The 26,068-nt window shown below is 66.5% G+C and carries 27 protein-coding genes; 14 read left to right on the top strand and 13 right to left on the bottom strand.

Annotation, left to right across the window (positions count from 1 at the left end):
* Positions 1-19 precede the first annotated feature (19 nt).
* Positions 20-772: a sulfate transporter CysZ gene (gene cysZ, locus OMP44_RS20385; protein WP_133862164.1), complete on the top strand. Its 753-nt coding sequence runs from the start codon at positions 20-22 to the stop codon at positions 770-772.
* 74 nt (positions 773-846) lie between these two features.
* Here cysZ and OMP44_RS20380 read toward each other — a convergent pair whose 3' ends face one another.
* The 5 genes from OMP44_RS20380 to rutA all read right to left on the bottom strand — a co-directional run bounded on the left by OMP44_RS20380 (position 847) and on the right by rutA (position 4,453).
* A complete protein-coding gene (locus tag OMP44_RS20380; protein ID WP_280310824.1) occupies positions 847-1,371 on the bottom strand; it encodes a flavin reductase in 525 nt (174 codons plus the stop codon).
* Between the two features lie 4 nt (positions 1,372-1,375).
* Positions 1,376-2,161, bottom strand: a complete 786-nt coding sequence (gene rutD / locus OMP44_RS20375) for a pyrimidine utilization protein D (protein WP_280310822.1) — start codon at positions 2,159-2,161, stop codon at positions 1,376-1,378.
* Between the two features lie 85 nt (positions 2,162-2,246).
* On the bottom strand, positions 2,247-2,630 hold the full coding sequence (gene rutC, locus OMP44_RS20370) for a pyrimidine utilization protein C (protein WP_187981143.1): 384 nt from the start codon (positions 2,628-2,630) through the stop codon (positions 2,247-2,249).
* 6 nt (positions 2,631-2,636) lie between these two features.
* Positions 2,637-3,365: a pyrimidine utilization protein B gene (gene rutB, locus OMP44_RS20365; protein ID WP_133862167.1), complete on the bottom strand. Its 729-nt coding sequence runs from the start codon at positions 3,363-3,365 to the stop codon at positions 2,637-2,639.
* The gene (rutA, locus tag OMP44_RS20360; protein ID WP_027600944.1) at positions 3,365-4,453 is read right to left on the bottom strand and encodes a pyrimidine utilization protein A; all 1,089 of its coding nucleotides are present in this window, start codon (positions 4,451-4,453) and stop codon (positions 3,365-3,367) included. The genes rutB and rutA overlap by 1 nt, the downstream gene beginning before the upstream one ends.
* A gap of 366 nt (positions 4,454-4,819) precedes the next feature.
* Between rutA and rutR the strand changes: the two genes are divergently transcribed.
* Positions 4,820-5,500 (top strand): HTH-type transcriptional regulator RutR, encoded by a 681-nt coding sequence (gene rutR, locus OMP44_RS20355; protein WP_133862169.1) that lies wholly within the window; start codon positions 4,820-4,822, stop codon positions 5,498-5,500.
* A gap of 8 nt (positions 5,501-5,508) precedes the next feature.
* On the opposite strand, the gene OMP44_RS20350 is transcribed toward rutR, so the two are convergent.
* On the bottom strand, positions 5,509-6,414 hold the full coding sequence (locus tag OMP44_RS20350) for an alpha/beta fold hydrolase (RefSeq protein ID WP_187981142.1): 906 nt from the start codon (positions 6,412-6,414) through the stop codon (positions 5,509-5,511).
* Between the two features lie 126 nt (positions 6,415-6,540).
* Between OMP44_RS20350 and OMP44_RS20345 the strand changes: the two genes are divergently transcribed.
* Complete coding sequence (locus OMP44_RS20345; RefSeq protein ID WP_187981141.1) at positions 6,541-6,975, top strand: GNAT family N-acetyltransferase; 435 nt, start codon at positions 6,541-6,543, stop codon at positions 6,973-6,975.
* Positions 6,976-6,988: 13 nt separating this feature from the next.
* On the opposite strand, the gene eutC is transcribed toward OMP44_RS20345, so the two are convergent.
* The 3 genes from eutC to eat all read right to left on the bottom strand — a co-directional run bounded on the left by eutC (position 6,989) and on the right by eat (position 10,931).
* Positions 6,989-7,804, bottom strand: a complete 816-nt coding sequence (gene eutC / locus OMP44_RS20340) for an ethanolamine ammonia-lyase subunit EutC (RefSeq protein ID WP_280310814.1) — start codon at positions 7,802-7,804, stop codon at positions 6,989-6,991.
* A gap of 188 nt (positions 7,805-7,992) precedes the next feature.
* Positions 7,993-9,384, bottom strand: coding sequence for an ethanolamine ammonia-lyase subunit EutB (locus OMP44_RS20335; RefSeq protein ID WP_280310811.1), 1,392 nt, complete (start codon positions 9,382-9,384; stop codon positions 7,993-7,995).
* Positions 9,385-9,566: 182 nt separating this feature from the next.
* Positions 9,567-10,931 (bottom strand): ethanolamine permease, encoded by a 1,365-nt coding sequence (gene eat, locus OMP44_RS20330; RefSeq protein ID WP_187981138.1) that lies wholly within the window; start codon positions 10,929-10,931, stop codon positions 9,567-9,569.
* A 339-nt stretch (positions 10,932-11,270) separates the two neighbouring features.
* Here eat and qhpR point away from each other — a divergent pair, with 339 nt between their 5' ends.
* The 6 genes from qhpR to ureC all read left to right on the top strand — a co-directional run bounded on the left by qhpR (position 11,271) and on the right by ureC (position 17,471).
* The gene (gene qhpR, locus OMP44_RS20325; protein WP_273863170.1) at positions 11,271-12,314 is read left to right on the top strand and encodes an AraC-like transcriptional regulator QhpR; all 1,044 of its coding nucleotides are present in this window, start codon (positions 11,271-11,273) and stop codon (positions 12,312-12,314) included.
* Between the two features lie 1,007 nt (positions 12,315-13,321).
* Positions 13,322-14,161 carry an urease accessory protein UreD gene (locus OMP44_RS20320; RefSeq protein ID WP_273863171.1) on the top strand — a complete coding sequence of 280 codons (840 nt, stop codon included), beginning with the start codon at positions 13,322-13,324 and terminating at the stop codon, positions 14,159-14,161.
* A 79-nt stretch (positions 14,162-14,240) separates the two neighbouring features.
* A complete protein-coding gene (gene ureA / locus OMP44_RS20315) occupies positions 14,241-14,543 on the top strand; it encodes an urease subunit gamma (RefSeq protein WP_007162996.1) in 303 nt (100 codons plus the stop codon).
* Positions 14,544-14,553: 10 nt separating this feature from the next.
* Positions 14,554-15,063: a GNAT family N-acetyltransferase gene (locus OMP44_RS20310; RefSeq protein WP_133862177.1), complete on the top strand. Its 510-nt coding sequence runs from the start codon at positions 14,554-14,556 to the stop codon at positions 15,061-15,063.
* Positions 15,060-15,365 (top strand): urease subunit beta, encoded by a 306-nt coding sequence (locus tag OMP44_RS20305; RefSeq protein WP_273863173.1) that lies wholly within the window; start codon positions 15,060-15,062, stop codon positions 15,363-15,365. Before OMP44_RS20310 ends, OMP44_RS20305 begins: the two co-directional genes overlap by 4 nt.
* 405 nt (positions 15,366-15,770) lie before the next feature.
* Entirely contained in the window at positions 15,771-17,471 is a 1,701-nt protein-coding gene (ureC, locus tag OMP44_RS20300) for an urease subunit alpha (RefSeq protein WP_187981133.1), read from the top strand.
* A gap of 144 nt (positions 17,472-17,615) precedes the next feature.
* Here the strand turns inward: ureC and OMP44_RS20295 are convergent, their stop codons facing one another.
* A complete protein-coding gene (locus OMP44_RS20295) occupies positions 17,616-18,146 on the bottom strand; it encodes an REP-associated tyrosine transposase (RefSeq protein ID WP_280310920.1) in 531 nt (176 codons plus the stop codon).
* A gap of 242 nt (positions 18,147-18,388) precedes the next feature.
* Complete coding sequence (locus tag OMP44_RS20290; RefSeq protein WP_280310801.1) at positions 18,389-19,795, bottom strand: L-cystine transporter; 1,407 nt, start codon at positions 19,793-19,795, stop codon at positions 18,389-18,391.
* 221 nt (positions 19,796-20,016) lie between these two features.
* On the opposite strand from OMP44_RS20290, the gene OMP44_RS20285 reads away from it, so the two are divergent.
* Positions 20,017-20,346 (top strand): hypothetical protein, encoded by a 330-nt coding sequence (locus tag OMP44_RS20285; protein WP_280310799.1) that lies wholly within the window; start codon positions 20,017-20,019, stop codon positions 20,344-20,346.
* Between the two features lie 81 nt (positions 20,347-20,427).
* Complete coding sequence (locus OMP44_RS20280) at positions 20,428-20,976, top strand: glutathione peroxidase (protein ID WP_280310797.1); 549 nt, start codon at positions 20,428-20,430, stop codon at positions 20,974-20,976.
* Between the two features lie 906 nt (positions 20,977-21,882).
* Here OMP44_RS20280 and azu read toward each other — a convergent pair.
* On the bottom strand, positions 21,883-22,332 hold the full coding sequence (gene azu, locus OMP44_RS20275) for an azurin (RefSeq protein WP_280310795.1): 450 nt from the start codon (positions 22,330-22,332) through the stop codon (positions 21,883-21,885).
* Positions 22,333-22,662: 330 nt separating this feature from the next.
* Between azu and OMP44_RS20270 the strand changes: the two genes are divergently transcribed.
* The 3 genes from OMP44_RS20270 to OMP44_RS20260 all read left to right on the top strand — a co-directional run bounded on the left by OMP44_RS20270 (position 22,663) and on the right by OMP44_RS20260 (position 25,127).
* Entirely contained in the window at positions 22,663-23,250 is a 588-nt protein-coding gene (locus OMP44_RS20270; protein WP_074585072.1) for a cytokinin riboside 5'-monophosphate phosphoribohydrolase, read from the top strand.
* 97 nt (positions 23,251-23,347) lie between these two features.
* Positions 23,348-24,205, top strand: coding sequence for an SDR family oxidoreductase (locus OMP44_RS20265; RefSeq protein ID WP_187981128.1), 858 nt, complete (start codon positions 23,348-23,350; stop codon positions 24,203-24,205).
* 64 nt (positions 24,206-24,269) lie between these two features.
* Positions 24,270-25,127: a glucose 1-dehydrogenase gene (locus OMP44_RS20260; RefSeq protein WP_133862186.1), complete on the top strand. Its 858-nt coding sequence runs from the start codon at positions 24,270-24,272 to the stop codon at positions 25,125-25,127.
* A 267-nt stretch (positions 25,128-25,394) separates the two neighbouring features.
* Here the strand turns inward: OMP44_RS20260 and OMP44_RS20255 are convergent, their stop codons facing one another.
* Positions 25,395-26,051 (bottom strand): TetR/AcrR family transcriptional regulator, encoded by a 657-nt coding sequence (locus tag OMP44_RS20255; RefSeq protein WP_158896317.1) that lies wholly within the window; start codon positions 26,049-26,051, stop codon positions 25,395-25,397.
* Positions 26,052-26,068: the final 17 nt, after the last annotated feature.

Genomic DNA, 26,068 nt, shown 5'->3' with positions numbered 1-26,068 from the left:
CTCCCCGTCAGGAATCTTCATGGCTGTCGCTCCGCTGTCCGGCTCCGCCTATTTCGCCGAAGGGCTGCGCCTGGTGACTCGCCCCGGCATGCGCCGCTTCGTGGTCATCCCGCTCACCATCAATCTGCTGCTCTACGCGGCCATCCTCACCTTTGCCGTGCGCGGCTTCGAGGGCTGGCTGGAGCAGCTGATGCCGAGCCTGCCGGCCTGGGCGAGCTTCGTCGAATGGCTGCTCTGGCCACTGTTCGTGCTCCTGCTGCTGGCGATCATCTTCTTTACCTTCACGATGCTGGCCAACCTGGTGGCGGCGCCCTTCAACGGCTTTCTCGCGGAAAAGGTCGAGGTCATGGTACGCGGCCAGGACGATTTCCCGCCGTTCAATCTCGCCGAACTGGTCACCATGGTGCCGCGCACCCTGCAGCGTGAACTGCGCAAGCTGGGCTACTACCTGCCGCGTGCGCTGGGCCTGCTGGTGCTGACCTTCATCCCCGGTCTGAACCTGATCGCCGCGCCGCTGTGGATCCTGTTCGGCGTCTGGATGATGGCGGTGCAGTACATCGACTTCCCCGCCGACAACCACCAGCTGGATTTCCGCAGCATGCTCGCCTGGCTGCGCACCCGCCGCCTGCGCTGCCTGGGCTTTGGCGGGGTGACCTACCTGGCGCTGCTGGTGCCCGGGCTGAACGCCCTGTTCATGCCCGCCGCCGTGGCCGGGGCGACGCTGTTCTGGGTGCGTGAGGGAGGCGACAAGGCGCTGCTGGTGCGCGCCTGAGGAGCGGGTTCGTCGGACGTTCTGACGCAGGTTGGCGCTGAGACGGCGCCAGCGCCGAAGTCCGGCAGCCCTGGCTAAGCCAGCTCGTGATAACGCCGGTCGAAGTACAGCAATCCGCCTTCGCCACCCGGCTCGGCCACCCCCAGCACCTCGCAGAGCAGCAGATCGTGACTACCCACCGACTGCACCTCGGCGATGCGGCAGTCGCAGGCCACCAGGGCACCGTCCAGCACCGGCGCCCCCGTGGCGAGGCGGGTCCAGCGCGCCGCGGCGAAGCGTTCGGCCATGGCGGTCTTGCCGCCGAAGAGGTTGGCCAGCGCCTGCTGGCCGGCGGCCAGGACGTTGACGCAGAGCACGCCGTTGGCACTGAAGGCGGGGTGCACCGAGGCGCTGCGGTTGAGGCAGACCAGCAGGGTCGGCGGAGTATCGCTGACGCTGCACACGGCGGTGGCGGTAAAGCCGGCCAGTCCGGCCGGACCATCGGTGGTGACGAGGTTGACCGCGGCGCCCAGGCGCGCCATGGCCCCGCGGAAGAGGTCGCGTTCGACCGGGGCGGCGGGGCTGGCGGCGGACAGGGGCAAGGCATGGGCAACGGACATGGCGTTACGCCTCCAGATCTTGGCTGAGATAGTCGAGCACCACCCGGTCGAAGGTGGCGGAATCGGTGACGCTGGAGGCGTGGCCGCCCCACTCCAGCAACTGGAAGCTGGCCCGAGGCAGACTCGCGGCCAGCCGCTGGGACGAGGTCCAGGGCACCAGAACATCGTCGCGATTGGCCAGCACCAGGGTCGGCACCGGGATGCGCGCCAGCTCGGCGTCCAGGTCGAAGGCCAGCAGCGCGCCGATGCGCCGCAGCACATTGGCCTCGCCGGGGAAGTGCGCCAGGGCATGGGCTTCGTCGGCGGTCAGGCGCTCGCCGTGTTCGGCGATCCAGGTGGCCGGATAGAGAAAGATCGCCTGGGCCTGGACATAGGCCGCGGCGCCGCTGTCGCGCAGCAGGCGCTGGCGCAGGGCGAAGCAGCGCGCGGTATGCGCATTGGGTCGACTCCAGGCATTGACCAGCACCTGGCGGCGGATCAGGCCCGGACGCAGCAGGTTGGCCTGCAGGCCCACCAGACCGCCCAGGGCATGGCCCATGAACAGGCAGCTGTCGAGTTCCAGGCGATCGGCCAGGGCCAGCAGGTCCTCGGCCATATGCTGGATGCGGTAATCCGCCGGCAGCTCGGCCGGACTCCTGCCGGTGCCGGTCTGGTCGTAGACCACCACCCGGAATCTTTCGCCGAGGGCCGCCAGCTGCGGCGCCCAGAAGGCCCCGGCGCCGCCCAGCCCGGAGCTGAGCAGCAGGGTCTCGGCCGCCGGGTCCTGGCGGCCATGGAGTTCGAAGTGCATGGGCGGTCCTCGGTGGTTCAGTGGTTGGGGCTTCCCTTACCCCAGCCCTCTCCCAGAGGGAGAGGGGGTAGGTACGGCGCGGGAGCTAGCCGACATGGGCGATGCTGGCGATCTCGATCAGGGCGTCGGGCTTCACCAGGCCGCACTGGATGCAATAGCGCGCCGGCTTCTCGCCGGGAAAGAATTCGGCGTACACCGCGTTGATGGCGGCGTAGTTCGCCCAGTCGGTGAGCATGATCATGTTGAAGGTGACGTCGGCCATGCTGCCGCCAGCCGCCTCCACCACGCCCTGGATGGTGGTGAGCACGTGGCGTGCCTGGGCGGCGGCGTCGCCGACGTGGACCACGTTGTTCTCGGCATCGAACGGCAGGGTGCCGGAGACATAGAGCACGCCATCGGCCAGGCTGCCGGGCACGAAGGGGGCGATGGGGGTACCGGTACCGGCGGGGATCACGGCTTGCTTGGGCATGGTGGCTCAGTCCTTGGCGAAGGTGGTGTGGAAGTCGGCGCAGCTGGCGACCCAGCCGAAGAAGGTCTCGATGTTGAACAGTGCGGCCTCGTGGGCCGCACGAGGCCCGGCCTGATGGCAGGCGTCGTGCAGGCAGACGCCGAAGTATTCGAGGAAGAAGCCGTCCCTCAGGGTCGACTCCACGCAGACATTGGTGGCCACGCCGACGAACACCAGATTGCGGATGCCACGGGCGCGCAGCAGGCTGTCCAGGTGGGTGTTGTAGAAGCCGCTGTAGCGGGTCTTGGGCACCACCAGGTCCGCGGCCGCCGGTTGCAGCCGGTCGACCAGGGCATAGTCCCAGCCACCCCTGGCCAGCAGCTGCCCCTGCAGTTCGGGTCGCTTGCGCATGGTCTTGAGGGCATTGGATTTGTGCCAGTTGGGCGAACCCGGCCCGCCCGCCTCGCGATACTCCGGGTCCCAGCCATTCTGGAACCAGACCACCTGGATACCCGCGCCGCGGGCGGTCTCCACCACCGCAGCGACGTTCTCGATCACCGGGCCGGTGGCCGAGACATCGAAACCGGCCAGATCCAGGTAGCCACCCTGGCTGGCATAGGCATTCTGCATGTCCACCACGATCAGGGCGGTCTCGCTGGCCTTGAGCCGCAGCGGTTCGGGTCGCGCCGGCAGCGTCACGGCTTCGGTGTCGCTCGCAGGCAAGGCATAGCCCGCCAGGGTTTCCACGGCATTCATCAGGCACTCTCCTTGAGCAGGTCGACGTGACGACGGCTCTGCATCAGCGGCTGGATACGCTCGCCGAAGTCGGTCACGCCCTGGACGAAGTCGTCGAAGGTCAGCAGCACCCCACTGGCTCCGGGCACCTCGGCGATCTCGTCGAGCATCCGCGCCACGCTGGCGAAGGAACCCACCAGGGTGCCCATGTTGATGTTGACCGCCGAGGTCGGATCGGCCATCTGCCGCACGTTGGTGTCGCTGCCGGACTTGGTGTCGGCGGCGGCCTGGGCGCCCAGCCAGGCGATGGCCTCCTCGTCGGCACCGGCCTTGTAGTGCTCCCACTTGGCGCGGGCGGCCTCGTCGGTCTCGGCGGCGATGATCATGAACAGGGCGATGGAAGAGACCTCGCGCCCGGTCTTGGCGGTGGCCGCCTGCAGCCGCTCCACCGCCGGGGCGAAGGCCTTGGGCGTGTTGACGCCCTTGCCGAAGACGAAGCTGTAATCGGCGTGTTCGGCGGCAAAGGCCAGGCCGGCGTCGCTCGCCCCGGCGCAGACGATCTCCATGGGCGCCTGGGGTTGGGGACTGACCCGGCAGTCCTCCATGCGGAAGTGCGCGCCCTGGAAATCCGACTGGCCGGTGCCCCAGAGGTCGCGCAGCACCTGGGCGTATTCACCGAGGTATTGATAGCGGCTGGCGAAGAACTCATCCCCCGGCCAGAGCCCCATCTGGCTGTATTCGGGTTTCTGCCAGCCGGTGACCAGATTGACGCCGAAGCGGCCACCGGAAATGCAGTCGATGGTGGCGGCCATCCGCGCGACGATGGCCGGCGGCAGGGTCAGGGTCGCGGCGGTGGCGAACAGCTTGATGCGCGAGGTCACCGCCGCCAGCCCGGCCATGAGGGTGAAGGACTCCAGGTTGTGGTCCCAGAATTCGGTCTTACCGCCGAAGCCGCGCAGCTTGATCATCGACAGGGCGAAGTCGAAGCCGTAGTGCTCGGCGCGCTGCACGATCTCGCGATTCAGCTCGAAGGTGGGCCGGTACTGGGGCGCGTTTTCCGACAGCAGCCAGCCGTTGTTGCCGATGGGAATGAAGACACCGATGTTCATCGCTCGCACTCTCCCGCAGTCAGGAATCGAGGCGCATCGAGATGCGCCGTGGCTGCAGGATCGGAGCAGAAAGCTTGCCAAGTCTTGAAATTTCAAGCCAATCAAACACTTGGGGGAAATCTAGAAATATATCCAGACCATTTGGTCCAGATCAGAGCACCTAGTTTGTGCAAGGCGCCCGAATCCGGGGCATGCAGGATGTCGGGCCATGCTAGAGTTTGGAGACCGGCGCGCTACCCTCTGGCGTCCGCCGACGATTCGTCACCAGGAAGGTGCGAATCTCAACGACCGCGCCTGAAGCCGGCCCTCCTGCTCGTCCAGCGGTCGGTCCGCGTCAGATGTCCAAGAAGGCCCAAGGAGCAGTTCGTGAGTCAGGCCAGTGATCCTCCGCCACGCAAGCCGCGTCAACCCAGCCCTGCCGCCCAGCAACGCCGGCAGCGTCAGATAGAAGCCAAGCGCGCCCAGATCCTCGGCGCCGCGCTCGATATCTTTTCCCGCTTCGGCCTGCACGGCGCCAGCCTGGATCAGGTGGCCCTGCAGGCAGACGTCTCCAAGACCAACCTGCTCTACTATTTCAGCAGCAAGGAAGAGCTCTATGTCGCCGTGCTGCGCCAGTTGCTGGCGACCTGGCTGAGTCCCCTGCGCACCTTCAGCGAAGACCAGGATCCCCTCGACGCCCTGCGCGGCTATCTGCGCCATAAGCTGGAGATGTCCCGCGACTATCCCGCCGAGTCCCGGCTGTTCTGCCTGGAGATGGTCCAGGGCGCGCCGCTGCTGCTGCCGGAATTGCAGGGCAGCCTGCACGATCTGATAGACGAGAAGGCCCGGGTGATCCGTACCTGGATCGATGCCGGCCGGCTGGCACCGGTGGACCCGTACCAGCTGATGTTCAGCCTCTGGGCCACCACCCAACACTATGCGGACTTCAGGGTCCAGGTGCAGGCACTCTGTGGCCGTACCCTGCAGGATCCAGCCTTCTTCGACGAGGTTCTGCGCGGCCTGGAAACCCTGCTCATCGACGGGCTGCGCCCGCGCCTCAGAGGCTGAAGCCCGGCTCAGGGCGCCAGGAAGAAGTCGGCGAACAGCTCGCTCAGTCTCGGCCAGAGCGGTGCCGGCAGGTCGTGGGCCATGTCGGGTATCAACTCGAAGCGGGCACCGGGAATGGTCCGGGCCACGGCGCGGCCACAGGCCGGACGCAACAGCGGATCCCGCGCCCCATGGACCACCAGGGTCGGCGCCTGGATGCGCCGGGCAAAGGGCCGCAGATCGCCGCTGCCGAGCAGGGCGAACAGCTGCCGCTGCACCCCGTCCACATCCACCCCGCGCGCCAGGATCCGTTGCACCAGTCGTTCGAGATCCACCTCGCGCTGCCGATAGCGCGGGCTCTCGATACCGCGCAGCAGGGCCTTCTGCCGGGCGAGCGCCGCTTCCGCCGGCAGATCGGTCGGCGGCCGCAGCAGCAGGCTGCCAAGCAGCCTGAACGAGGGCGGCGGCAACAGCGGCTGATTGGTCGACGAGAACAGGATGCCGAGCCGCGCGACCCGCTGCGGCCAGTCGGCGGCGAGGATCTGCGCGATCATGCCGCCCATGGAGCCGCCCAGCACGAAGGCGCGCTCCAGCCCCAGGTGATCGAGCAGCCCGACCGCATCGGCGGCCATGGCTTCCAGGCGATAGGGCACCGCACTGGGCTTGCCCAGTTGCGCCCGCCCCAGCACCGGCCACAGCGAAGGCGGCCGTCCACCCGGCCAGCTCAGCCGCGAGGACTGGCCGACGTCGCGATTGTCGAAACGGATCACCCGCAGGCCCCGGCGTACCAAGGCCTCGCAGAAGCCTTCCGGCCAGAGCAGCAGCTGGGCGCCAAAGCCCATGATCAGCAGCAGCGGCGGATCGGCGGGATCGCCCCAGTCCTCATAGGCCAGTTCGAGAGCACCGACCCGGGCGCGACCTTCACGTATGTCCATGGCTCCCCCGCGAAATGGGCAAAGGGTCATGCTACCCCAAGGCCGGCGCGGCGAAAGCGGCAGAACCCGGCGGTCACGCAGCGGTGCTGCGCTATGCTCGGGCAGACCCTTCCAGAGACCATCGCCATGCCCGCAGCGCTACTGGACTACCACCTGACCGACGAAGCGCGCGAAGACCTGCGCCAGGCCATCGCCGCGCCGCTGAGACGCTACAACGACAGCCAGGCTGGCCCGAGCGGCTACCGGGCCCTGGTCATCAGCCTGACCCGTGGCGGCGAATCCCTCGGCGGACTCTGGGGCTACACCAGCTATGGCTGGCTCTATGTGCAGTTGCTGGCGGTGGAGGAAGCCGCTCGCGGCCAGGGCGCCGGCCGCGAGTTGCTGCGGCGCGCCGAGGCCGAAGCCCTGGCCCGCGGCTGCCACGGCGCCTGGCTCGACACCCACGAATTCCAGGCCCGCGGCTTCTACGAGCGGCTGGGCTACGAGGTGTTCGGCGAACTGGCGGACTATCCGCCGGGCTTTGCGCGGTACTTCCTGCGCAAGACGCTCAAGGCAGGATGACGGCCAGTCCCGCTCATTGAGCGGTAAGGAAGTTGCCGATCCGGGCGTTCTCCTCGTCACCCTCCAGCAGCGGCACCTCGGCTTCGTCCTTGAGTTGCACGCCGGAGAGCTTGCGGCGATCCGCTTCGCGCATCAGGTAGAGCAGCTTGTGCGCCGCCAGGCCATAGGCGAGGCCTTCCAGCCGCACATTGGAGATGCAGTTGCGATAGGCGTCGTTGAGGCCCGGGCGCGGGCCGTAGGTGAAGTAGAGGCCGAGGCTGTCGGGCGAACTCAGACCAGGGCGCTCGCCGATCAGCATCACCAGCAGGCGCGCCTTGAGCAGCCCGCCGATTTCATCACCCACGGCTACCCGGCCCTGCTCCACCAGGGTCACCGGTGCCCAGCGCCAGTCCTCGGCCCCGGCCTGGTCGACCAGGCGCTCCAGGAACGGCAGCGCATGGCGATGCACCGCCAGGGCCGAGAGGCCGTCGGCGATGACTACGGCGACGTCGAAGCCCTCGGGATGCTCGGCGGCATAGGCGCCGAGTTCGCGAGCGGACTCCGCGGACAGCTTGCGCCCCAGATCCGGCCGTTGCAGATAGGTGTGGCGATCCGGCGCGGCGCTCTTCAGTACCAGGGTCTCGCGGCCTTGGGCAGTCAGGCCTTCGCGCAGCGCCTGGTGATCGAAGGCCAGGTGCACGGCATCGCGCGCCTGGGCATGGGCGGCCTGGAAGTCCAGCTGGGCCGACGTCGGCAGACTGGTGCCGGCCCGGCCCAGGGCGATGCGCGCCGGGGTCAGGCGACGCAATTCGGCCCAGGGATCGGGACGGGCGGTGTCGGAGTCCTTCATGGCAACCTCCTTGGTAGGTTGGGTTGAGACAGCTCCATCGTCGAAGCCCAACAGGTACGGGATGGACAGGGCACTCGGCCTTTCGTAGGTTGGGTTGAGACAGCCCCACCGTCGAAGCCCAACAGGCACGAGTCGAGCCTGGCAACGTTGGGCTTCGCTAACGCTCAGCCCAACCTACGAAAAACCATTCAAATCTGCGCCAATACCCGCTGGAATGGTGCCGGCAAGCCCTCGCCGAGGCGGAAGCGGCCGTCCTCCAGGCGCAGGATGCCCAGGCGGTCGAGCCAGGCGGCGAATTCCGGTGCCGGTTGCAGGCCCAGCACCTGGCGGGCATAGAGGGCATCGTGGAAGGAGGTGGTCTGGTAGTTGAGCATCACGTCGTCCGAGCCCGGGATACCCATGATGAAGTTGATGCCCGCCGCACCCAGCAGGGTCAGCAGCATGTCCATGTCGTCCTGGTCGGCCTCGGCATGGTTGGTGTAGCAGATGTCGCAACCCATGGGCACGCCGAGCAGCTTGCCGCAGAAGTGATCCTCCAGCCCGGCGCGGATAATCTGCTTGCCGTTATAGAGGTACTCGGGGCCGATGAAGCCGACCACGGTGTTCACCAGCAGCGGCTTGAATTTGCGCGCCACGGCGTAGGCGCGCACCTCGCAGGTCTGCTGGTCGACCCCGTGGTGGGCCCCCGCCGAGAGGGCGCTGCCCTGCCCGGTCTCGAAATACATGAGGTTGTCGCCCAGGCTGCCACGGCGTTGCGACAGCCCGGCCTCATAGCCTTCCTGCAACAGCGCCAGGCTGATGCCGAAGCTCTCGTTGGCGCCCTGGGTCCCGGCGATGGACTGGAACACCAGGTCCACCGGTGCGCCGCGCTCAATGGCGGCGATGCTGGTGGTGACGTGGGTCAGCACGCAGGCCTGCGTGGGAATCTCGTAGCGCTGGATCACGGCGTCGAGCATCTTCAGCAGTTCGCAGATGCCGCTGGTGCTGTCGGTGGCCGGGTTGATGCCGATCACCGCATCGCCGTTGCCATAGAGCAGGCCGTCGAGAACGCTGGCGGCGATGCCGGCCGGATCGTCGGTGGGATGATTGGGCTGCAGCCGGGTCGACAGTCGTCCACGCAGGCCGATGGTATTGCGAAAGCGGGTCACCACCCGGACCTTCTGCGCCACCAGGATCAGGTCCTGGATGCGCATGATCTTGGACACCGCGGCGACCATTTCCGGGGTCAGCCCTGGGGCCAGGGCGGCGAGACTGGTCTCGTCGGCCGCCGCACCCAGCAGCCAGTCGCGGAAGCCGCCCACGGTGAGGTGGGCGACCGGGGCGAAGGCCTGGGCATCGTGCGTATCCAGGATCAGCCGGGTGACCTCGTCGGCCTCGTAAGGGATCACCGCCTCGCTGAGAAAGTGCTTGAGCGGCACTTCGGCCAGCGCCATCTGCGCCGCCACCCGCTCCACGTCGCTGCCGGCGGCGACCCCGGCCAGGACGTCCCCGGAACGCGCCGGGGTGGCCTTGGCCAGCAGCTCCTTGAGATCGGCGAAACGCCAGGTCTGGCCGCCCACGCTGTGCTGGAAACCGCTCATGCTACCTCCTCGGGTTGCGCTGCGCAGACCCTGTTCAAAGGCTCGCAAGCTAGAGACAAACAAGGCGAAAATGGCTGAGGAAGCGGATCGGACTCGCGCTCGAGTTTACGAGTGGTAAATGAGCATTCCGAAACCATTTTCAACGCCGCTTGGCCGACGCGCAGCAGACTTTGAACAGGCTCTCAGGCCTCGCCGAAGGCAGCGTCGGGTGCAATGTCGCCCTGTCTACGGCTGAGACCGCAGACCAGCGCGCCTATCACCATCAGCACCACGAAGACGCTGGCGATCACCGGGTTGTACCAGACCATGGCGACCAGGCAGACCACCGCCAGCACCAGGGCGATGGCCGGCACCACTGGATAGCCCGGGGCGCGGAAGGTACGCTCCAGGTTCGGCTCGCTACGGCGCAGCTTGAACAGACTGAGCATGCTCATGATGTACATGACGATGGCGCCGAACACGCTCATGGTGATCATGGCGGCGGTCAGGGTCAGGCCCTGCAGGCTGATCACGCCGTCGCTGAAGATGGCGGCGATGCCCACCACGCCACCCGCGAGCACCGCCCGGTGCGGGGTCTGGAAGCGCGACAGCTTGGCCAGGCCGCGGGGCAGGAAGCCGGCACGAGCCAGGGCGAAGAATTGCCGGGAATAGCCGAGGATGATGCCGTGGAAGCTGGCCACCAGGCCGAACAGGCCGATGCCCACCAGCAGGTGCAGCCACACCGAACCCTCGCCCACCACGCCCTTCATGGCCTGCGGCAGCGGGTCGTTGATGTTGGACAGGGCGCGCCAGTCGCCCACCCCGCCGGCAAAGATCATCACGCCGATGGCCAGGGTCACCAGGGTGAGGATGCCGGCGATGTAAGCCTTGGGAATGGTCCGCTTGGGGTCCTTGGCTTCCTCGGCGGCCATGGCCGCGCCCTCGATGGCGAGAAAGAACCAGATGGCGAAGGGAATGGCGGCGAACATGCCACCCACCGCGGCCAGGGAGAACTGATCCTGGCCAGCCCAGCCACCGCTGGTGAAGTTGGTCAGGCTGAAGCCCGGCGCCACTACCCCCATGAAGATCAAGAGCTCGATCACCGCCAGCACCGTGACCACCAGCTCGAAGGTGGCGGCGATGCTCACCCCGAGGATGTTCAGCGTCATGAAGATGAAATAGGCCGCCACCGCGCAAAGCTTGGGATCGAGGGTGGGAAACTGCACGTTGAGGTAGGCGCCGATGGCCATGGCGATGGCCGGCGGCGCGAAGACGAATTCGATCAGGGTGGCGATGCCGGCGATGGTACCCCCCGTAGGACCGAAGGCGCGCCGGCTGTAGGCGAAGGGCCCGCCGGCATGGGGAATGGCGGTGGTCAGTTCGGTGAAGCTGAAGATGAAGCAGGTGTACATCACCGCCACCACCAGCGCGGTGATCAGAAAGCCCAGGGTCCCGGCGACGCCCCAGCCGTAGCTCCAGCCGAAGTATTCCCCGGAGATCACCAGCCCCACGGCGATGCCCCAGAGGTGCAGGGTGCCGAGGGTCGGCTTGAGTTTCTCGTTGGTCATGACAGGCCACTCCCCGTGTAGCGACGTGATCCGAATGGGTCACCGCGATCCCGCGACGCCCGGCTTTTTCGAGCTTAAACAGCTCGGGGCCGTGCCGACTTGACCGCTTGGCACGGTCGCCGTGACCTCGGGTCAAGTCGGCGTTACCCCTCTTCCCAGGGTGCTACCCGAGACCGCACCACGCTGGTGCGATGCCCGACCACTCGCCCCGCGATGAAGCACGCCAAGGCGCTCGATAACGTGAAGGCCTCGGCGTTCCAGCCGCACTGGAGGACCGCTTTCCACCCCGGGGCACAGCCTTTGCTTCATTCATGCCGATCTCCTCCCTGGACCCGCACCATGCCCCTGGCCGCCTCCGGCTTTGCCGCCCTGACCGCACCGTCGCGCAACCTTGGCGTGCTCTCCGCCGCCGCCAGCGGCCTGGACGCCGTCATCACCAGCCACGGCGGTGACGTCGACCGCATCTTCGGCACCGCCGGCATCGATCCCGAACAGCTGCAGCACCCGACGCTGAGCCTCGGCTTGGGCAACTACTGCCGGGTCCTGGAAGAGGCTGCCGCCCAGTCCGGCTGCGACAATTTCGGCCTGCACTACGGCGGGCAGTTCAAGCCGCAGATGCTCGGCCTGCTGGGCTACGTGGGGCTCTGTTCGCCCACTGCCGAGGCGGCGCTGCAGAACTTCGCCGGCGCCTTTCCTTTCCACCAGCACAGCACCCTGATCCAGCTGGTGGACGCCGGTGAGTGCTGGCGCTTCGACTACCAGGTACGCCACGGCGCCATCGTCGCCCGCCGCCAGGACGCCGAGCTGACCCTGGGCATGCTGCTCAACCTGCTGCGCCATGTGCTCGGCGCTACCTGGGCGCCGCGCGCGGTGCAGTTCGAACACCCGCGTCCCGAGGGCTGGCACGAGCACCGCCGGCTGTTCGACGCCCCGGTCAGCTTCGGCCAGCCCTGCAACGCCATGCTGGTGCCCAAGGCCGACCTGCGCGACCGCGCCATGCCCGACCATGATCCGCTGCTCCTGCTGGTGGTACAGGACGCCATCCGCCAACTCGGCCAGCGCCTGCCGCAGATGGAACTGCTCGAAGAGGTCCGTGCCTCGGTGCGCCTGGCGCTGCCCCTGGGCGAGCCCAGCCTGGAGTCCATCGCCCAGCGCCTGGACCTTTCCACCAGCCAGCTGCAACGGCGCCTGCGCGACCAGGGCGCGAGCTTCTCGGCGCTGGTCGAGGGCGTTCGCCGCGACCTGGCTCAGCACTACCTGCGGCAGCGGCTGCCGGTCAGCGACCTGGCGCCGCTGCTGGGCTATTCGGAGACCAGCGCCTTTTCGCGAGCGTTCCGGCGGTGGTTTCAGGTGAGTCCGCGGCAGTGGCGGGGGATTTCGTAGGGAAGGGTCGGCGCGCCGAAGACCGGCTGACGTAGGCTGGTGCTGAGCGGAGCGAAGCCCAACAGAGCGGTGCGTCAGGTCTGGCTTATCGGTGTTCTGGCTGCTTATCGAATTTGGGGGAAGATTCTGTTTCGCCCACCCGGGCGAGTCACTTTTGCCAATCGCGGCTGCGCGCCCCGGACTACGCGTCCCGAACAAAAGTAACCAAAAACGCTGTCCCCACGTTTCGGCCTCACCGACGGGGACGGGACTCCAGCCTGAGGCTGTGACAGCTATCAACCGCCGAAGCCCAGCGCCCATAGGTGCAACTGTGTTATCGCGGCCATGGGCCGCTCCTACAGGGTTGGACTCAGCTTGTAGGAGTGGTCGCTACGGCGCACCGGCATGGGCGCGATTTCAACAGGCTCAAACCCCAGTAATGATTTCCACGGGTGAGTCTGGCCTTGGACAGTGGACAAGGCTTCGCCGTTGTCCACGCTACGGACGGTTATGGCTCTTCAACTAACACTTTCAGGCTGGCGAATCGCCCAGTTCAGGAGGGCGAACGCCAGTGTCGTGGAGTGGGTCGAGCCGCAGGGATGCGGCGAGAGGTCCAGTCGGCCAGGGACGGCCCATCTGGACCGACCCCGGAACGGCGCTGGCGTGAGCGGACCCGCAGCGCAGCGGAGGGCCGGATGGTGGGGCAAGCGTTTTTGGTTACTTTTGCCGCGACTGGCAAAAGTGACTCGCCCGGGTGGGCGAAACAAGAGGGATCAGCAAAGCTCGGTAAGCAGCTGAGGAACCAATAAATTTTGCACCATCGCAACGTTGGGCTTCGCTCCGCTCAGCGCCAACCTACCGAAGCAGTGAAGGTGGTGCGCTTGGGTGAGCGAAATATAAGCATCATCAAAACGCGAGAATCAGCCAAACACCTCCACCATACCTAGCCGAAAGGCAACCTATGTCCACCCGGTCAGATTCTTGCAAGGCCCTCCCCAAATAGCCCAACCAGAACAACGACCAACCCGATGACCTCTGCCCTGCCCCCTGCCCTCTTCACCCCCGCCTGGCTGGCGCGCCTGGAGTTGGCCTATGCCCGCCAGGGCGACTGGACCCGGCCGACCACCCGCCGCCACCTCGGCCCCTTGCGGGTGCAGAAACACCTGCACGCCGAAGGCCCCGAGGTCTGCCAGCACATCATCGTGCATCCCCCGGGAGGCATCGCCGGGGGCGATCGGCTGGACATCGACGTCAGCGTCGGCGCAACCGCCTGGGCCCAGCTCACCAGCCCTGGCGCCGCCAAGTGGTATCGCGCCGCTAGCGCCGCCCACCAGCAGATCGACCTGCGCGTCGCTGCCGGCGCCACCCTGGAATGGCTGCCCCAGGAGACCATCGTCTTCTCCGGCGCCCAGGCCCGTCTCGCCACCCGCATCGAGCTGGAGGGCGACGCTCGCCTCTGCTACTGGGACATCGTCGCCCTGGGCCGCCCAGCCAGTGCCGAGCGCTTCGCCGAGGGGCTGTTCCAGGCGCACCTGGACATCCGTCGCGATGGCACTCCGCTATGGCACGAGCGCCAGCGCCTGGTCGGGGCGGATCGGTTGCTGGACTCGCCCATCGGCCTCGCCGGTCGCCCGGTGTTCGCCACCCTGCTGATCACCGGCACCCTGGACGCGGATACCCTGGCGCGTTGCCGCGAACTCGGCCTGCCGGTCCGCGGCGACCTGACCCAGTTGCCCGGTCTGGTGGTCGCCCGCTGCCTGGCCGCCGAATCGCTGCAGGCGCGCGCCTGGCTGATCGAGGTCTGGCGCCTGCTGCGCCCGGCCCTGCTCGGCCGCGCCGCCGTGCCACCGCGGATCTGGAGCACCTGAGGCCACGTCACTCTTGTAGGCGCGGCCCACGGCCGCGATGATCGACCTTCCTTGACCGAACCTGCCAACCGGAACACCCATGGACCTGACGCCCCGCGAAAAAGACAAGCTGCTCATCTTCACCGCCGGCCTGGTGGCCGAACGCCGCCTGGCGCGTGGGGTGAAGCTCAACTACCCGGAAGCCATGGCGCTGATCTCCGCCGCCCTGCTCGAAGGCGCCCGTGACGGTCGCACCGTCGCCGAGCTGATGCACTACGGCACCACCCTGCTGACCCGCGACCAGGTGATGGAAGGCGTTCCGGAGATGATCCCGGAGATCCAGGTCGAAGCCACCTTCCCCGACGGGACCAAGCTGGTCACCGTCCACCAGCCGATCGCCTAGGGAGACCGCCATGAGTCTGATCGTCCGCGACGCCATCCCTGCCGACTTGCCGGCCGTGCTGCACATCTACAACGACGCCGTCAGCAACACCACGGCGATCTGGAACGAGACCCCGGTGGACCTGGCCAATCGCCAGGCCTGGTTCGACCTGCGCGCCACCCAGGGCTATCCCATCCTGGTCGCCGAGAATGCCGACGGCGTGGTGGTGGGCTATGCCTCCTTTGGCGACTGGCGGCCCTTCGAGGGCTTTCGCCACACCGTCGAGCACTCGGTCTACATCCATCCCGACCAGCGCGGCCAGGGCATCGGCCCGCGCCTGATGACGGTGCTCATCGAACGCGCCCGCGCCTGCGACAAACACGTGATGGTGGCCGCCATCGAGAGCGGCAACCAGGCCTCCATCCGCCTGCACGAGCGCCTGGGCTTCATCACCACCGGGCAGATGCCCCAGGTCGGCACCAAGTTCGGTCGCTGGCTGGACCTCACCTTCATGCAACTGATGCTGGAGCAGCGCCCATGATCCCCGGCGAATACCAGATCCAGGACGGCGATATCGAACTCAACGCCGGCCGCCGCACCCTGAGCCTGACCGTCGCCAACAGCGGCGACCGGCCGATCCAGGTGGGCTCCCACTACCACTTCCACGAGACCAACGACGCCCTGCTGTTCGATCGCGCCCTGGCCCGCGGCATGCGCCTGAACATCGCCGCCGGCACCGCCGTGCGCTTCGAACCAGGCCAGAGTCGCGAGGTGGAACTGGTCGAGCTGACCGGCCTGCGCACCGTCTACGGCTTCGCCGGGCGGGTGATGGGGAAGTTGTAGGGACAAGCCCCCTCACCCCAACCCTCTCCCTCAGGGAGAGGGGGCTAAAAGCAGACACCGTGCCTTTTGCGCTTTCCTCCTGCTCCGCGAGACTGGAGCGGAGCGAGAGGCCAAACCGGAACACCCGCCCTTCCCCCTCTCCCCCTGGGAGAGGGTCGGGGTGAGAGCAAAACAGAACACCCTGCGGTGCAGGAATACTCCCTGCACGAGGCAACAGGATGCCACCCGCTCTTCCCTCCTCTCCCCCTGGGAGAGGGTCGGGATGAGGACAAACCAGAACACCCTGCCGTCCAGGAATAACTCCCTGCTCGCGGCAACAGGATGCCACCCGCTCTTCCCCCTCTCCCTCCGGGAGAGGGTCGGGGTGAGGGCAAACCGGACCACCTTTATTCGGGATTCACACCTATGAAAATCTCCCGCCAAGCCTATGCCGACATGTTCGGCCCCACCACCGGCGACCGGGTGCGCCTGGCCGATACCGAGCTCTGGATCGAGGTCGAAGAAGACCACACCGTCTACGGCGAAGAAGTGAAATTCGGCGGCGGCAAGGTCATCCGCGACGGTATGGGCCAGAGCCAGCTGCTGGCGGCCGAGGTGGTGGATACCGTCATCACCAATGCGCTGATCGTCGACCACTGGGGCATCGTCAAGGCCGATGTCGGCCTCAAGCAGGGCCGCATCCACGCCATAGGCAAGGCCGGCAACCCGGATATCCAACCCGGCGTCAGCGTGCCCATCGGCGCCGCCACCGAGGTCATCGCCGGCGAGGGCATGATCCTCACCGCCGGTGGCATCGACTCCCACATCCACTTCATCTGCCCGCAGCAGATCGAAGAGGCGCTCATGAGCGGCACCACCACCATGATCGGTGGCGGCACCGGCCCGGCCACCGGCACCTATGCCACCACCGTGACCCCCGGTCCCTGGCACATGGCGCAGATGCTCAAGGCCGCCGACGCCTTCCCGATGAACATCGGCTTCACCGGCAAGGGCAACGCCAGCCTGCCCGGGCCGCTGGAAGAGCAGGTCCGCGCCGGCGCCATCGGCTTGAAACTGCACGAGGACTGGGGCACCACCCCGGCCGCCATCGACAACTGCCTGGCGGTGGCCGATCGCTTCGACATCCAGGTGGCCATCCACACCGACACCCTCAACGAATCCGGTTTCGTCGAGACCACCCTGGGCGCCTTCAAGGGTCGCACCATCCACACCTACCACACCGAGGGCGCCGGGGGCGGCCACGCGCCGGACATCATCAAGGCCTGCGGCTTCCCCAATGTGCTGCCCAGCTCCACCAACCCGACGCGGCCCTTCACCAAGAACACCATCGACGAGCACCTGGACATGCTCATGGTCTGCCACCACCTGGACCCGAGCATCGCCGAGGACGTGGCCTTCGCCGAGAGTCGCATCCGCCGCGAGACCATCGCCGCCGAGGACATCCTCCACGACCTCGGCGCCTTCGCCATGATCAGTTCCGACAGCCAGGCCATGGGCCGCGTCGGCGAGGTCATCACCCGCACCTGGCAGACCGCCGACAAGATGAAGAAGCAGCGCGGCCCACTGCCCGAGGACACTGCTGGCAACGACAATTTCCGGGTCAAGCGCTACATCGCCAAGTACACCATCAACCCGGCGATCACCCATGGCATCAGCCACGAGGTGGGCTCCATCGAGGTGGGCAAGTTCGCCGACCTGGTGCTCTGGCGCCCAGCCTTCTTCGGCGTCAAGCCGACGCTGATCCTCAAGGGCGGCGCCATCGCAGCCAGTCTGATGGGCGACGCCAACGCCTCCATCCCCACCCCGCAACCGGTGCACTACCGCCCGATGTTCGGCAGCTACGCCGGCATGCTCCACGACACCAGCCTGACCTTCATCAGCCAGGCCGCCTTCGACGCCGGGGTACCCGAGCAACTGGGGCTGAAGAAGCGCATCGGGGTGGTCAAGGGTTGCCGCACCGCGCAGAAGAGCGACCTCATCCACAACGGCTACCTGCCGACCATCGAGGTCGATCCGCAGAACTACCAGGTCAAGGCCGATGGCCAGCTGCTCTGGTGCGAACCGGCCGAGGTGCTGCCGATGGCGCAGCGGTATTTCCTGTTCTAACGAGGCCTGTTCCAAAGGCACAGCCTGTTGGGCTTCGCTGCGCTCAACCCAACCTACGGGTCTCCAACGTCGCTTTGGCACGACGTGGAGAGTTGAACCGCGTAGGTTGGCGCTGAGTGTAGCGAAGCCCAACACGATCAACTCTCACCGCTCGCCCACCGCCCAGTCATCATCGCGCTGTCCTGCCCAATCCACCGGCAGGACGCCCGCTCGCACATAGCGATGAATGGACGAATGGGGCCACTCCACCGCCCTAGGCGCATGGCCGTGCTTCACCGGGTTGAAATGGATGTAGTCGAAATGTCGCTGCAGATCCTGCTCGTCCCGAATCCGGTGCTCCCAATAGCGTCTTTGCCAGACGCCGCGTTCGCGTTTCAGCCGGCGCGAGAGATTCACCGTCTCCAACGGCGGTAACTGACGCGAGAAGCCTGCCTTGATCAGGCTCCAACGCAGCGGATAGTCACCATCGTCATCTGGCAGGCGCCAGAGCGCGTGCAGGTGATCGGGGAGGACCACCATGGCGAGGATATCGAAGGGATGCCGGACCTTCACCTCGCGCACGGCCTGCTTGAGCGATCCGATATGGTCGACGAGCAGAGTGGCCGAGCGGTCGTTGAGATTGAGCGTGAAAAAGAAGATGCCGCCCGCGGCACGGCTGCGTCGATAGTCCAAGATCACCGTCCCTGGTGAATGGAAAGTCGCAGTCTAGAGCCTTTTCCAGTGCTTTTGGATAGATCGTGCCTGTTGGGCTTCGCTGCGCTCAGCGCCAACCTGCGCGGTTCAACCATCCACGTTATACCCAGTCAACATTAGGCACCCGCAGGTTGGGCTGAGGCGGCTCCATCGCCGAAGCCCAACAGACCGCAGCAGGCTTCGGGCGCCGCTGGGCTTCGCTGCGCTCAACCCAACCTACGGACTCAGCCGCGACTGATCGGCGCCGCCGGGGCTTCGGCGCGGTCGTTGCGGTCGTAGGTGGCCTTGTCCAGCTGGCCCATCCAGCGTGCGGTCAGGGTGCCGGCGGTCATGGAGCCGTTGACGTTGAGGGCGGTACGGCCCATGTCGATCAGCGGCTCGATGGACACCAGCAGCGCTACCAGGGTGACCGGCAGGCCGAGGGCCGGCAACACGATCAGGGCGGCGAAGGTAGCACCACCACCTACGCCCGCCACACCCGCCGAACTCAGGGTGACGATACCCACCAGGGTGGCGATCCACAGCGGATCGAACGGATTGATGCCCAGGGTCGGGGCGACCATCACCGCCAGCATGGCCGGATAGAGACCGGCGCAGCCGTTCTGGCCGATGGTGGCACCAAAGGAGGCGGCGAAGCTGGCGATGGCCGGCGGTACGCCGAGACGCTCGGTCTGGGCCTCGATACTCAGCGGGATGGTCGCCGCGCTGGAACGGCTGGTGAAGGCGAAGCTCAGCACCGGCCAGACCTTGGGAAAGAAGCGCGCGGGCGACAGGCCGCTCAGGGTCAGCAGCAGCGCATGCACGCCAAAGAGGATGCCCAGGCCCAGGTAGGAGGCGATCAGGAAGGTGCCCAGCTTGAGCACGTCCTGGGGACTGGCGGTGGCGACCATCTTGGTCATCAGCGCCAGCACGCCGTAGGGGGTGAGTTGCAGCAGCAGGCGCACCAGCTTCATCACCCAGGCCTGGAGCACGTCGATGCCGGCCAGCACCTTCTCGCCACGCACCGGATCGTCGCGCTGCAGGCGCAGGGCGGCGACTCCGAGGAAGGCGGCGAAGATGACCACGCTGATGATGGAGGTGGGATTGGCACCCGTGAGATCGGCGAAGGGATTCTTCGGAATGAAGGACAGCAGCAGCTGCGGCACCGACAGATCCGCCACCTTGCCGACATAGCTGTTCTGCAGGGCGGTCAGGCGCGCGGTCTCCTGGGCGCCTTGCACCAGGCCCTCGGCGCTCAGGCCGAACAGCCAGGTGACCAGCACCCCGACCAGGGCGGCGATGGCGGTGGTGAACAGCAGCGTACCCAGGGTCAGCAGGCTGATGCGCCCCATGGAAGACGCTTCGCGCAGCCGCGCCACGGCCGCCAGGATGGAGGCAAACACCAGCGGCATGATGCTCATCTGCAGCAGCTGCACATAGCCGTTGCCGACCAGGTTGAACCAGCCGATGGAGGTCTTGAGCACCGGGGCGTCATGCCCGTAGACGAATTGCAGCACCAGGCCAAAGCCCACGCCCAGGGCGAGGCCGATGAAGACGCGCACGGCCAGGCTCCAGCCGGTGTTGCGGGTACGCGCCAGCAGGCCGAGCAGCACGGCGAAGGCGACGAGGTTGAGAACGAGAGGCAGATTCACACGAGGTCTCCAGAACGGCGCCCGACACGACCGCCGGACGAAAAGGCGGCGATGGTAGCAGCTCGGGCCGCTTCGGCTTAGATCGAGGTGCTATCACCTGATAACGGGAGGAGCGGTCCTATCGCCGGGGTGAACGGCGCTCGTCCAGGGCGGTGCGCTGCTAGAGTTCAGCCAACCGGGAAATGACGCCCGGCCCTGCCACATCAGAAAAGGAATACTCCATGCAACGTTTCGCCAAGTTCGCCGCTTCCTTCGCCCTCGCCGCCGCCGTCGCTGGCTGCACCGGCACCGCGATGAAGACGCAGAACCTGGATCCGTCGCAGTACACCGTCGTCGGTCATGGCGAGGGCAAGGCTACCGGTCTCATGATCCTGGGCTTCATTCCGGTCCAGCAGAACGACCGCTTCGTGCGCGCTCAGCAGGCCGCCATCAAGTCCCGCGGTGGCGATGCGCTGATCAATGCCCAGGTGCAGGAAAACTGGTTCTGGGCCTACGTCCTGAGTGGTTTCACCACCACCGTTTCCGGCGACGTGGTCAAGCTCAAGCGCTGAGCCCCATCCGTCCGATCGACGCCGCCCATCGAGGCGGCGTTTTTGCGCTAGGCTGATCGCTTCTTTCCGAGGAAGCCGACCATGACCGCGACCCTGATGAAACTCCCGCTGCAATCCATCGACGGCGAAACCCTGACCCTGGAGCGCTACCTGGGCAAGGTGCTGCTGGTGGTGAACGTTGCCTCCAAGTGCGGCCTGACCAGCCAGTACGAAGGCCTGGAACGCCTCTATGAGGCCCAGCGCGAGCGCGGCCTGGAAGTGCTCGGCTTTCCCGCCAACGACTTCAAGCAGCAGGAGCCGGGCAGCGACGCCGAGATCAAGGAATTCTGCACCCTCACCTATGGCGTGCAATTCCCCATGTTCGCCAAGCTCAGCGTGGTGGGTGAAGACAAGCATCCGCTCTATGCCGAACTGACCCAGGCGCAACCCGAGACGACCGGCGACGGCCCCTTCCGCGAGCGCATGCTGAGCCGTGGAGGCACGCCCAACCCCAAGCCCGAGGTGCTGTGGAATTTCGAGAAATTCCTGATCGGGCGGGATGGGGAGGTGGTGGGGCGCTTCGCACCGGATGTGACCGCGGATGATCCGCGGCTGGTGGCGGCCATCGAGAAGGAATTGGCGAAGGGCTGAAGCTGCCCTGCCGGTAAATGGCGAGGCGTGACCTGATTCGTAGGTTGGGTTGAGCGCCAGCGAAGCCCAACACTGCCAGGGCCAACCTTCAATATTGGTGCCCTAGCTGATTATCGAGTTTTGCTGGCACCTCTTGTTTCGCTCTCCCGAGCGACTCACTTTTGCCAGTCGCGGCAAAAGTAAGCAAAATCGCTTGCCCTGATCATCCGGCCCTACGCTTCGCTCCGGGTCCGCTCACGCCAGCGCCGTTCCGGGGTCGGCCTACACGGGCCGTCCATGGCCCGTGTAGGCCTCTCGCCGCAGCCATGCGGCTCGACCCACTCCACGACACTGGCGTTCGCCCTTCTGAACAGGGCGATTCGCCAGCCTGGAAGTGTTGGTTGAAGAGCAATGAACCGCTCGTACCCCGTAGCGTGGATAACGGCGCAGCCTTATCCACAGGGATCGCGTTACGCACCAGCGGAAAACGCTGCGCGGTTTTCCACGCAACTAATCACTCTGGTTCCTCCTGTAAACACCGCAACCTCAGGCTGGCGCCCCGTCCCCGTCAGTGAGGCCGAGTGCAGGTGTCGCGCAGGGGGATGCGAGGCAGGACGCCGAGCAAGGCACGAGGGGCAGGAGGCCCCTTCGTGCCGTGCCCCTGGAGCGGCGCCGGAGCGAGGGGACCCGGAGCGCAGCGAAGGGCCGAAACGTGGGGTGTGCTTTCTTTTGCTTACTTTTCTTTGCACAAGCAAAGAAAAGTAAGTCGCCGGCCAGGCGAAATAGGGGCAGCAGCAATGCCGGTAAACAGCTAGGGCAAACAACTTCGAAGCCGTTGGGCTTCGCTAACGCTCAACCCAACCTACAGGCGTCTTCTGCACAAGAGGTCGGATTGCGACGGTCGACCGCCACAACCCAACCTTCCCCTTACCCCCGCTGCAACACCCCGCGCATGGAGCCGAAATGCCCCGGGAAGGAACAGAAGAAGGTGTATTCCTTGCCCGCTTCCAGGGCCCCGGTATCGAAGGTCACGGAGTCCTTCTCGCCGCCGCCCAGCATGAGGGTGTGGGCGATGATGCGTTCGTCGCCCTCCGGCAGGTAGCCCTTGTCTTCACCCGCGTTCATGCCGGCGGCGTCGACGGCCGAGGCATCGGTGGAGCGGGTCAGCACCCAGTTATGGCCCATGACGTTCTTCGGCAGGCTGCCGTTGTGGATCAGCTCGACGGTAAAGGTCTTGCACGAGGCCGGGACCTGAATCGAGGCGCGGCTGTAGGTCATCTGGTCGCCGGCTTCGATCTGGGTGGTACAGCTGTCGGCGGCCCAGGCGCCGGTACTTCCCAGGGCGAACAGTGCGGCGGCAAAAAACGTGGATTTCATGAACCCTCCGGATGCGTGAAAGTCGCCAGTCAGACCGATGCGAGGGTGGCGGGTTCCAGCGGCCATGGCAAGGGCACGGCTTCGCTCTATCGCCTCCATCGAAACCTTTGCCAGGTCGCCGGGCCTCAGCTCTGGGTACTATCCCTCCATCATCCGTCAGCCAAGGACGCCCGCCATGACCCTTACCGCCCTGCTGCACGAGTTGTTCGCCAACTATGCCCAGGCCGCCAGCGGCAATGCGCCGGAGGTCGCTTTCCTCGCGCGATGAGGGTGCTTTGCTCCGGCGGAGCGGGCGGCTAGGCTAGGCGCTTTGCCTGCCTAGGAGTCCCCATGTCGCTGAAAACCGTCTGTGTCTTCTGTGGCGCCAAGCCCGGTGCCTCGCCTGTCTTCGCCGAAGCCGCGGCGCACCTCGGGCGCACCCTCGCCGAGCGCGGCCTCACCCTGGTCTATGGGGGCGGCAAGGTCGGCCTGATGGGTGTGGTCGCCGATGCCGCCCTGGCTGCCGGTGGCGAAGTCATCGGCATCATTCCCCAGAGTCTCAAGACCGCCGAGCTGGGCCATACCGGCTGCACCCGCCTGGAAGTGGTCGACGGCATGCATGCGCGCAAGGCGCGAATGGCGGAACTGGCCGATGCCTTCATCGCCCTCCCCGGCGGCCTGGGCACCCTGGAAGAGCTCTTCGAGGTCTGGACCTGGGGTCAGCTCGGCTATCACGCCAAACCCATGGGCCTCCTGGAGGTCGATGGCTTCTATGCCCAGCTGGAGGGCTTCCTCGATCACCTGGTCGCCCAGGGCTTCGTCGCCGCGCCGCATCGCGCCATGCTGCAAGTGGAAGCTTCACCAACGGCCCTGCTAGACGCCCTCGCCGCCTGGCAACCCACGGTGCCGCCGCGCTGGGCCGAAGCGGCACCCCGCTAGCGCCGGTACACCGCCCGTCCCGGATCTCGAACCCTCGCCGCTTGTGGCCTGTCGGTACTGACAGGCCCGCAAAAGTTACCGCGACGAGGATTCTTCCATGACCGATTTCCCCAAAGCCCCGATGCCGGAACAGCAGCAGGCCGTTCCCGGCCTGCAATCGCGCATGAATCCGGTACCGGATTGCGGCGAGCAAAGCTACAAGGGTTCTGGCCGGCTGGCCGGCAAGAAGGCGCTGATCACCGGTGGCGACAGCGGTATTGGCCGTGCCGTGGCCATCGCCTTCGCCCGTGAGGGCGCCGATGTCGCCATCAGTTACCTGAACGAGCACGAAGACGCCGAGGACACCGCCCGCCTGGTGCGCGAAGCCGGCCGCGAGGCGCTGCTGCTGCCGGGTTGCCTGTCCAAGCGCGAGCAGTGCCTGGCAGTGGTGGACCAGACCGTGGCCGCCTTCGGCCGTCTCGATGTGCTGGTCAACAACGCCGCCTTCCAGATGACCCACGAGACCCTCGAAGAGATTCCCGACGACGAGTGGGTCTACACCTTCGATGTGAACATCACCGCCATGTTTCGCATCACCCAGGCCGCGATAAAGCACATGGGCCCGGGTGGCTCCATCATCAACACCACCTCGGTGAATTCGGACATGCCGCGGCCGACACTGCTGGCCTATGCCACCACCAAGGGCGCCATCGCCAACTTCACCGCCGGCCTGGCTCAGCTACTCGGCGAGAAGGGCATCCGCGCCAACAGCGTGGCTCCCGGCCCTGTCTGGACTCCGCTGATCCCGGCCACCATGCCGCCGGAGCAGGTCAAGGAATTCGGCGGCAACACCCCGCTCGGCCGCCCCGGCCAGCCGGTGGAACTGGCGCCGGTCTATGTGATGCTGGCCTCGGACGAATCCAGCTACACCTCGGGCGCGCGCATCGCCGTCACCGGCGGCAAGCCGATTCTCTGACCAGCCCTACGCCCCGGCACAGGCCGGGGTCGCCCCTTCTTTCTTCCGTATCCGGAGCCCGCTCGTGAGCGACCATCCCAAACCCCCGCTGAAACCCCAACCCCAGACCTTTCCCGGTTCCGAAGCACGCATGGATCCGCAACCCGACAGCGGCGCCGCGAGCTACCGCGGCTCGGGTCGCCTGGCGGGCAAGAAGACCCTGATCACCGGTGCCGACAGCGGCATCGGTCGCGCCGTGGCCATCGCCTTCGCCCGTGAGGGCGCCGATGTCGCCATCGCCTACCTGGACGAGCACGAGGATGCCCAGGAGACTGCCCGCCTGGTCACCGAAGCCGGGCGCCAGGCCGTGCTGCTGCCGGGCGATCTGGCCGAACGCCAGACCTGCCTGGACGTGGTGCAGAAGACCGTCGAAGCCTTTGGCCGCATCGACGTGCTGGTCAACAACGCCGCCTTCCAGCAGGTGCGCGACAGCCTCGACGAGATCCCTGACGAGGAATGGGTGCATACCTTCAACGTGAACATCCATGCCATGTTCCGCATCACCCAGGCCGCCCTGAAGCACATGCCACGCGGCGGCTCCATCATCAACACCGCGTCGATCAACGCCGACATCGCCCCGCCGACCCTGCTGGCCTATTCGGCCACCAAGGGCGCCATCGCCAACTTCACCGCGGGTCTGGCGCAGCTGCTGGGAGAGAAAGGTATCCGCGCCAACAGCGTGGCCCCTGGCCCGATATGGACGCCGTTGATCGTCAGCACCATGAAACCGGACGAGCCGGAGCAATTCGGTAGCAGCACGCCGCTGGGTCGCCCCGGCCAGCCGGTGGAACTGGCGCCAGCCTATGTGCTGCTGGCGTCCGACGAGGCGAGCTATATCTCCGGCGCCATGCTGCCGGTGACGGGCGGGATGCCGGTGCTCTAAGGGTTCTGGCTGGGGTGCCTGGGTTTGCCCTCACCCCGGCCCTCTCCCGGAGGGAGAGGGGGCGATTGGACTCCGTGCTCCGTAGGCTGGGTTGAGCGCAGCGAAGCCCAATACGAGGTAGCCGGCAGTGTTGGGCTTCGACGATGAAGCCGTCTCAACCCAACCTACGGGGTTTCCACCCTGCGAATCCATGTTGGAGACTAGAAGCTTCGGTCAAACGCTCCCTCTCCCTCCGGGAGAGGGTTGGGTGAGGGCCGCATGGATGTCCTACGGCTGCAGGTAGCGCACCATTGCATCGCCGATCATGGTCTTGTGCCGGCGCAGCACGGCCGGTTCTTCCATGTCGATGTCGTGGATGTGGCCGAAGGTATGGCGGTTGGAGACACGATAGAAGCAGAACGAGCACATCAGCAGGTGCACATCCACCGCGTCCAGCCCGCTGCGGATCTCGCCGCTGGCTTCGCCGCGCGCCAGGATGCGGCGCAGGGCCTCCAGCGCCGAGGAGTTGAGGCTGGAGATGGTCTCGGACTGCGCCAGGTGGCGACCGCGGTGGATGTTCTCGATGCTCACCACGCGGATGAAGTCGTCGTGGCTGCGGTGGTGCTCGAAGAGGAATTCCGCCAGGGTGCGGATCGCCTCCAGCGGCGGCAGGCGGTCCAGTGGCAATTCGGCCTCGTTGCCGCGCACGTCGCTGTAGAGCTTTTCCAGCACCGTCAGGTAGAGCTGCTCCTTGCTGCCGAAGTAGTAGTAGATCATCCGCTTGGAGGTATGGGTGCGCTCGGCGATGGCATCCACCCGCGCTCCGCTCAGCCCCAGGTCGGCGAACTCGGCCACGGCGGCAGCGAGGATGGCCTGACGGGTCTTCTCGGGATTGTTCTTGCGCGGGGTACGGAGCGTAGGCGCGAGCGCCGGGGTGTCCTGCATCGGGCTGACTCTTGTCG

This window comes from Pseudomonas flavocrustae (genome assembly GCF_029872515.1).
In the GTDB taxonomy this organism is placed as follows: Bacteria; Pseudomonadota; Gammaproteobacteria; order Pseudomonadales; family Pseudomonadaceae; genus Chryseomonas; species Chryseomonas aestiva.
Note: the sequence above shows the minus strand (reverse complement) of the source record. Positions and strands in the feature narration are given on the sequence as shown.

Coding starts and splice junctions, on each gene's coding strand:
- OMP44_RS20305 (WP_273863173.1), top strand. CDS start 15,060: ATGATCCCCGGCGAATACCAGATCCAGGACGGCGATATCGAACTCAAC.
- rutC (WP_187981143.1), bottom strand. CDS start 2,630: ATGCCCAAGCAAGCCGTGATCCCCGCCGGTACCGGTACCCCCATCGCC.
- OMP44_RS20255 (WP_158896317.1), bottom strand. CDS start 26,051: ATGCAGGACACCCCGGCGCTCGCGCCTACGCTCCGTACCCCGCGCAAG.
- rutD (WP_280310822.1), bottom strand. CDS start 2,161: ATGCACTTCGAACTCCATGGCCGCCAGGACCCGGCGGCCGAGACCCTG.
- OMP44_RS20335 (WP_280310811.1), bottom strand. CDS start 9,384: ATGAGCGGTTTCCAGCACAGCGTGGGCGGCCAGACCTGGCGTTTCGCC.
- azu (WP_280310795.1), bottom strand. CDS start 22,332: ATGAAATCCACGTTTTTTGCCGCCGCACTGTTCGCCCTGGGAAGTACC.
- OMP44_RS20320 (WP_273863171.1), top strand. CDS start 13,322: ATGACCTCTGCCCTGCCCCCTGCCCTCTTCACCCCCGCCTGGCTGGCG.
- qhpR (WP_273863170.1), top strand. CDS start 11,271: ATGCCCCTGGCCGCCTCCGGCTTTGCCGCCCTGACCGCACCGTCGCGC.
- rutA (WP_027600944.1), bottom strand. CDS start 4,453: ATGAACATCGGTGTCTTCATTCCCATCGGCAACAACGGCTGGCTGCTG.
- ureC (WP_187981133.1), top strand. CDS start 15,771: ATGAAAATCTCCCGCCAAGCCTATGCCGACATGTTCGGCCCCACCACC.
- OMP44_RS20285 (WP_280310799.1), top strand. CDS start 20,017: ATGCAACGTTTCGCCAAGTTCGCCGCTTCCTTCGCCCTCGCCGCCGCC.
- ureA (WP_007162996.1), top strand. CDS start 14,241: ATGGACCTGACGCCCCGCGAAAAAGACAAGCTGCTCATCTTCACCGCC.
- eat (WP_187981138.1), bottom strand. CDS start 10,931: ATGACCAACGAGAAACTCAAGCCGACCCTCGGCACCCTGCACCTCTGG.
- OMP44_RS20380 (WP_280310824.1), bottom strand. CDS start 1,371: ATGTCCGTTGCCCATGCCTTGCCCCTGTCCGCCGCCAGCCCCGCCGCC.
- OMP44_RS20265 (WP_187981128.1), top strand. CDS start 23,348: ATGACCGATTTCCCCAAAGCCCCGATGCCGGAACAGCAGCAGGCCGTT.
- OMP44_RS20350 (WP_187981142.1), bottom strand. CDS start 6,414: ATGGACATACGTGAAGGTCGCGCCCGGGTCGGTGCTCTCGAACTGGCC.
- OMP44_RS20270 (WP_074585072.1), top strand. CDS start 22,663: ATGTCGCTGAAAACCGTCTGTGTCTTCTGTGGCGCCAAGCCCGGTGCC.
- OMP44_RS20310 (WP_133862177.1), top strand. CDS start 14,554: ATGAGTCTGATCGTCCGCGACGCCATCCCTGCCGACTTGCCGGCCGTG.
- rutB (WP_133862167.1), bottom strand. CDS start 3,365: ATGAATGCCGTGGAAACCCTGGCGGGCTATGCCTTGCCTGCGAGCGAC.
- cysZ (WP_133862164.1), top strand. CDS start 20: ATGGCTGTCGCTCCGCTGTCCGGCTCCGCCTATTTCGCCGAAGGGCTG.
- OMP44_RS20345 (WP_187981141.1), top strand. CDS start 6,541: ATGCCCGCAGCGCTACTGGACTACCACCTGACCGACGAAGCGCGCGAA.
- OMP44_RS20280 (WP_280310797.1), top strand. CDS start 20,428: ATGACCGCGACCCTGATGAAACTCCCGCTGCAATCCATCGACGGCGAA.
- eutC (WP_280310814.1), bottom strand. CDS start 7,804: ATGAAGGACTCCGACACCGCCCGTCCCGATCCCTGGGCCGAATTGCGT.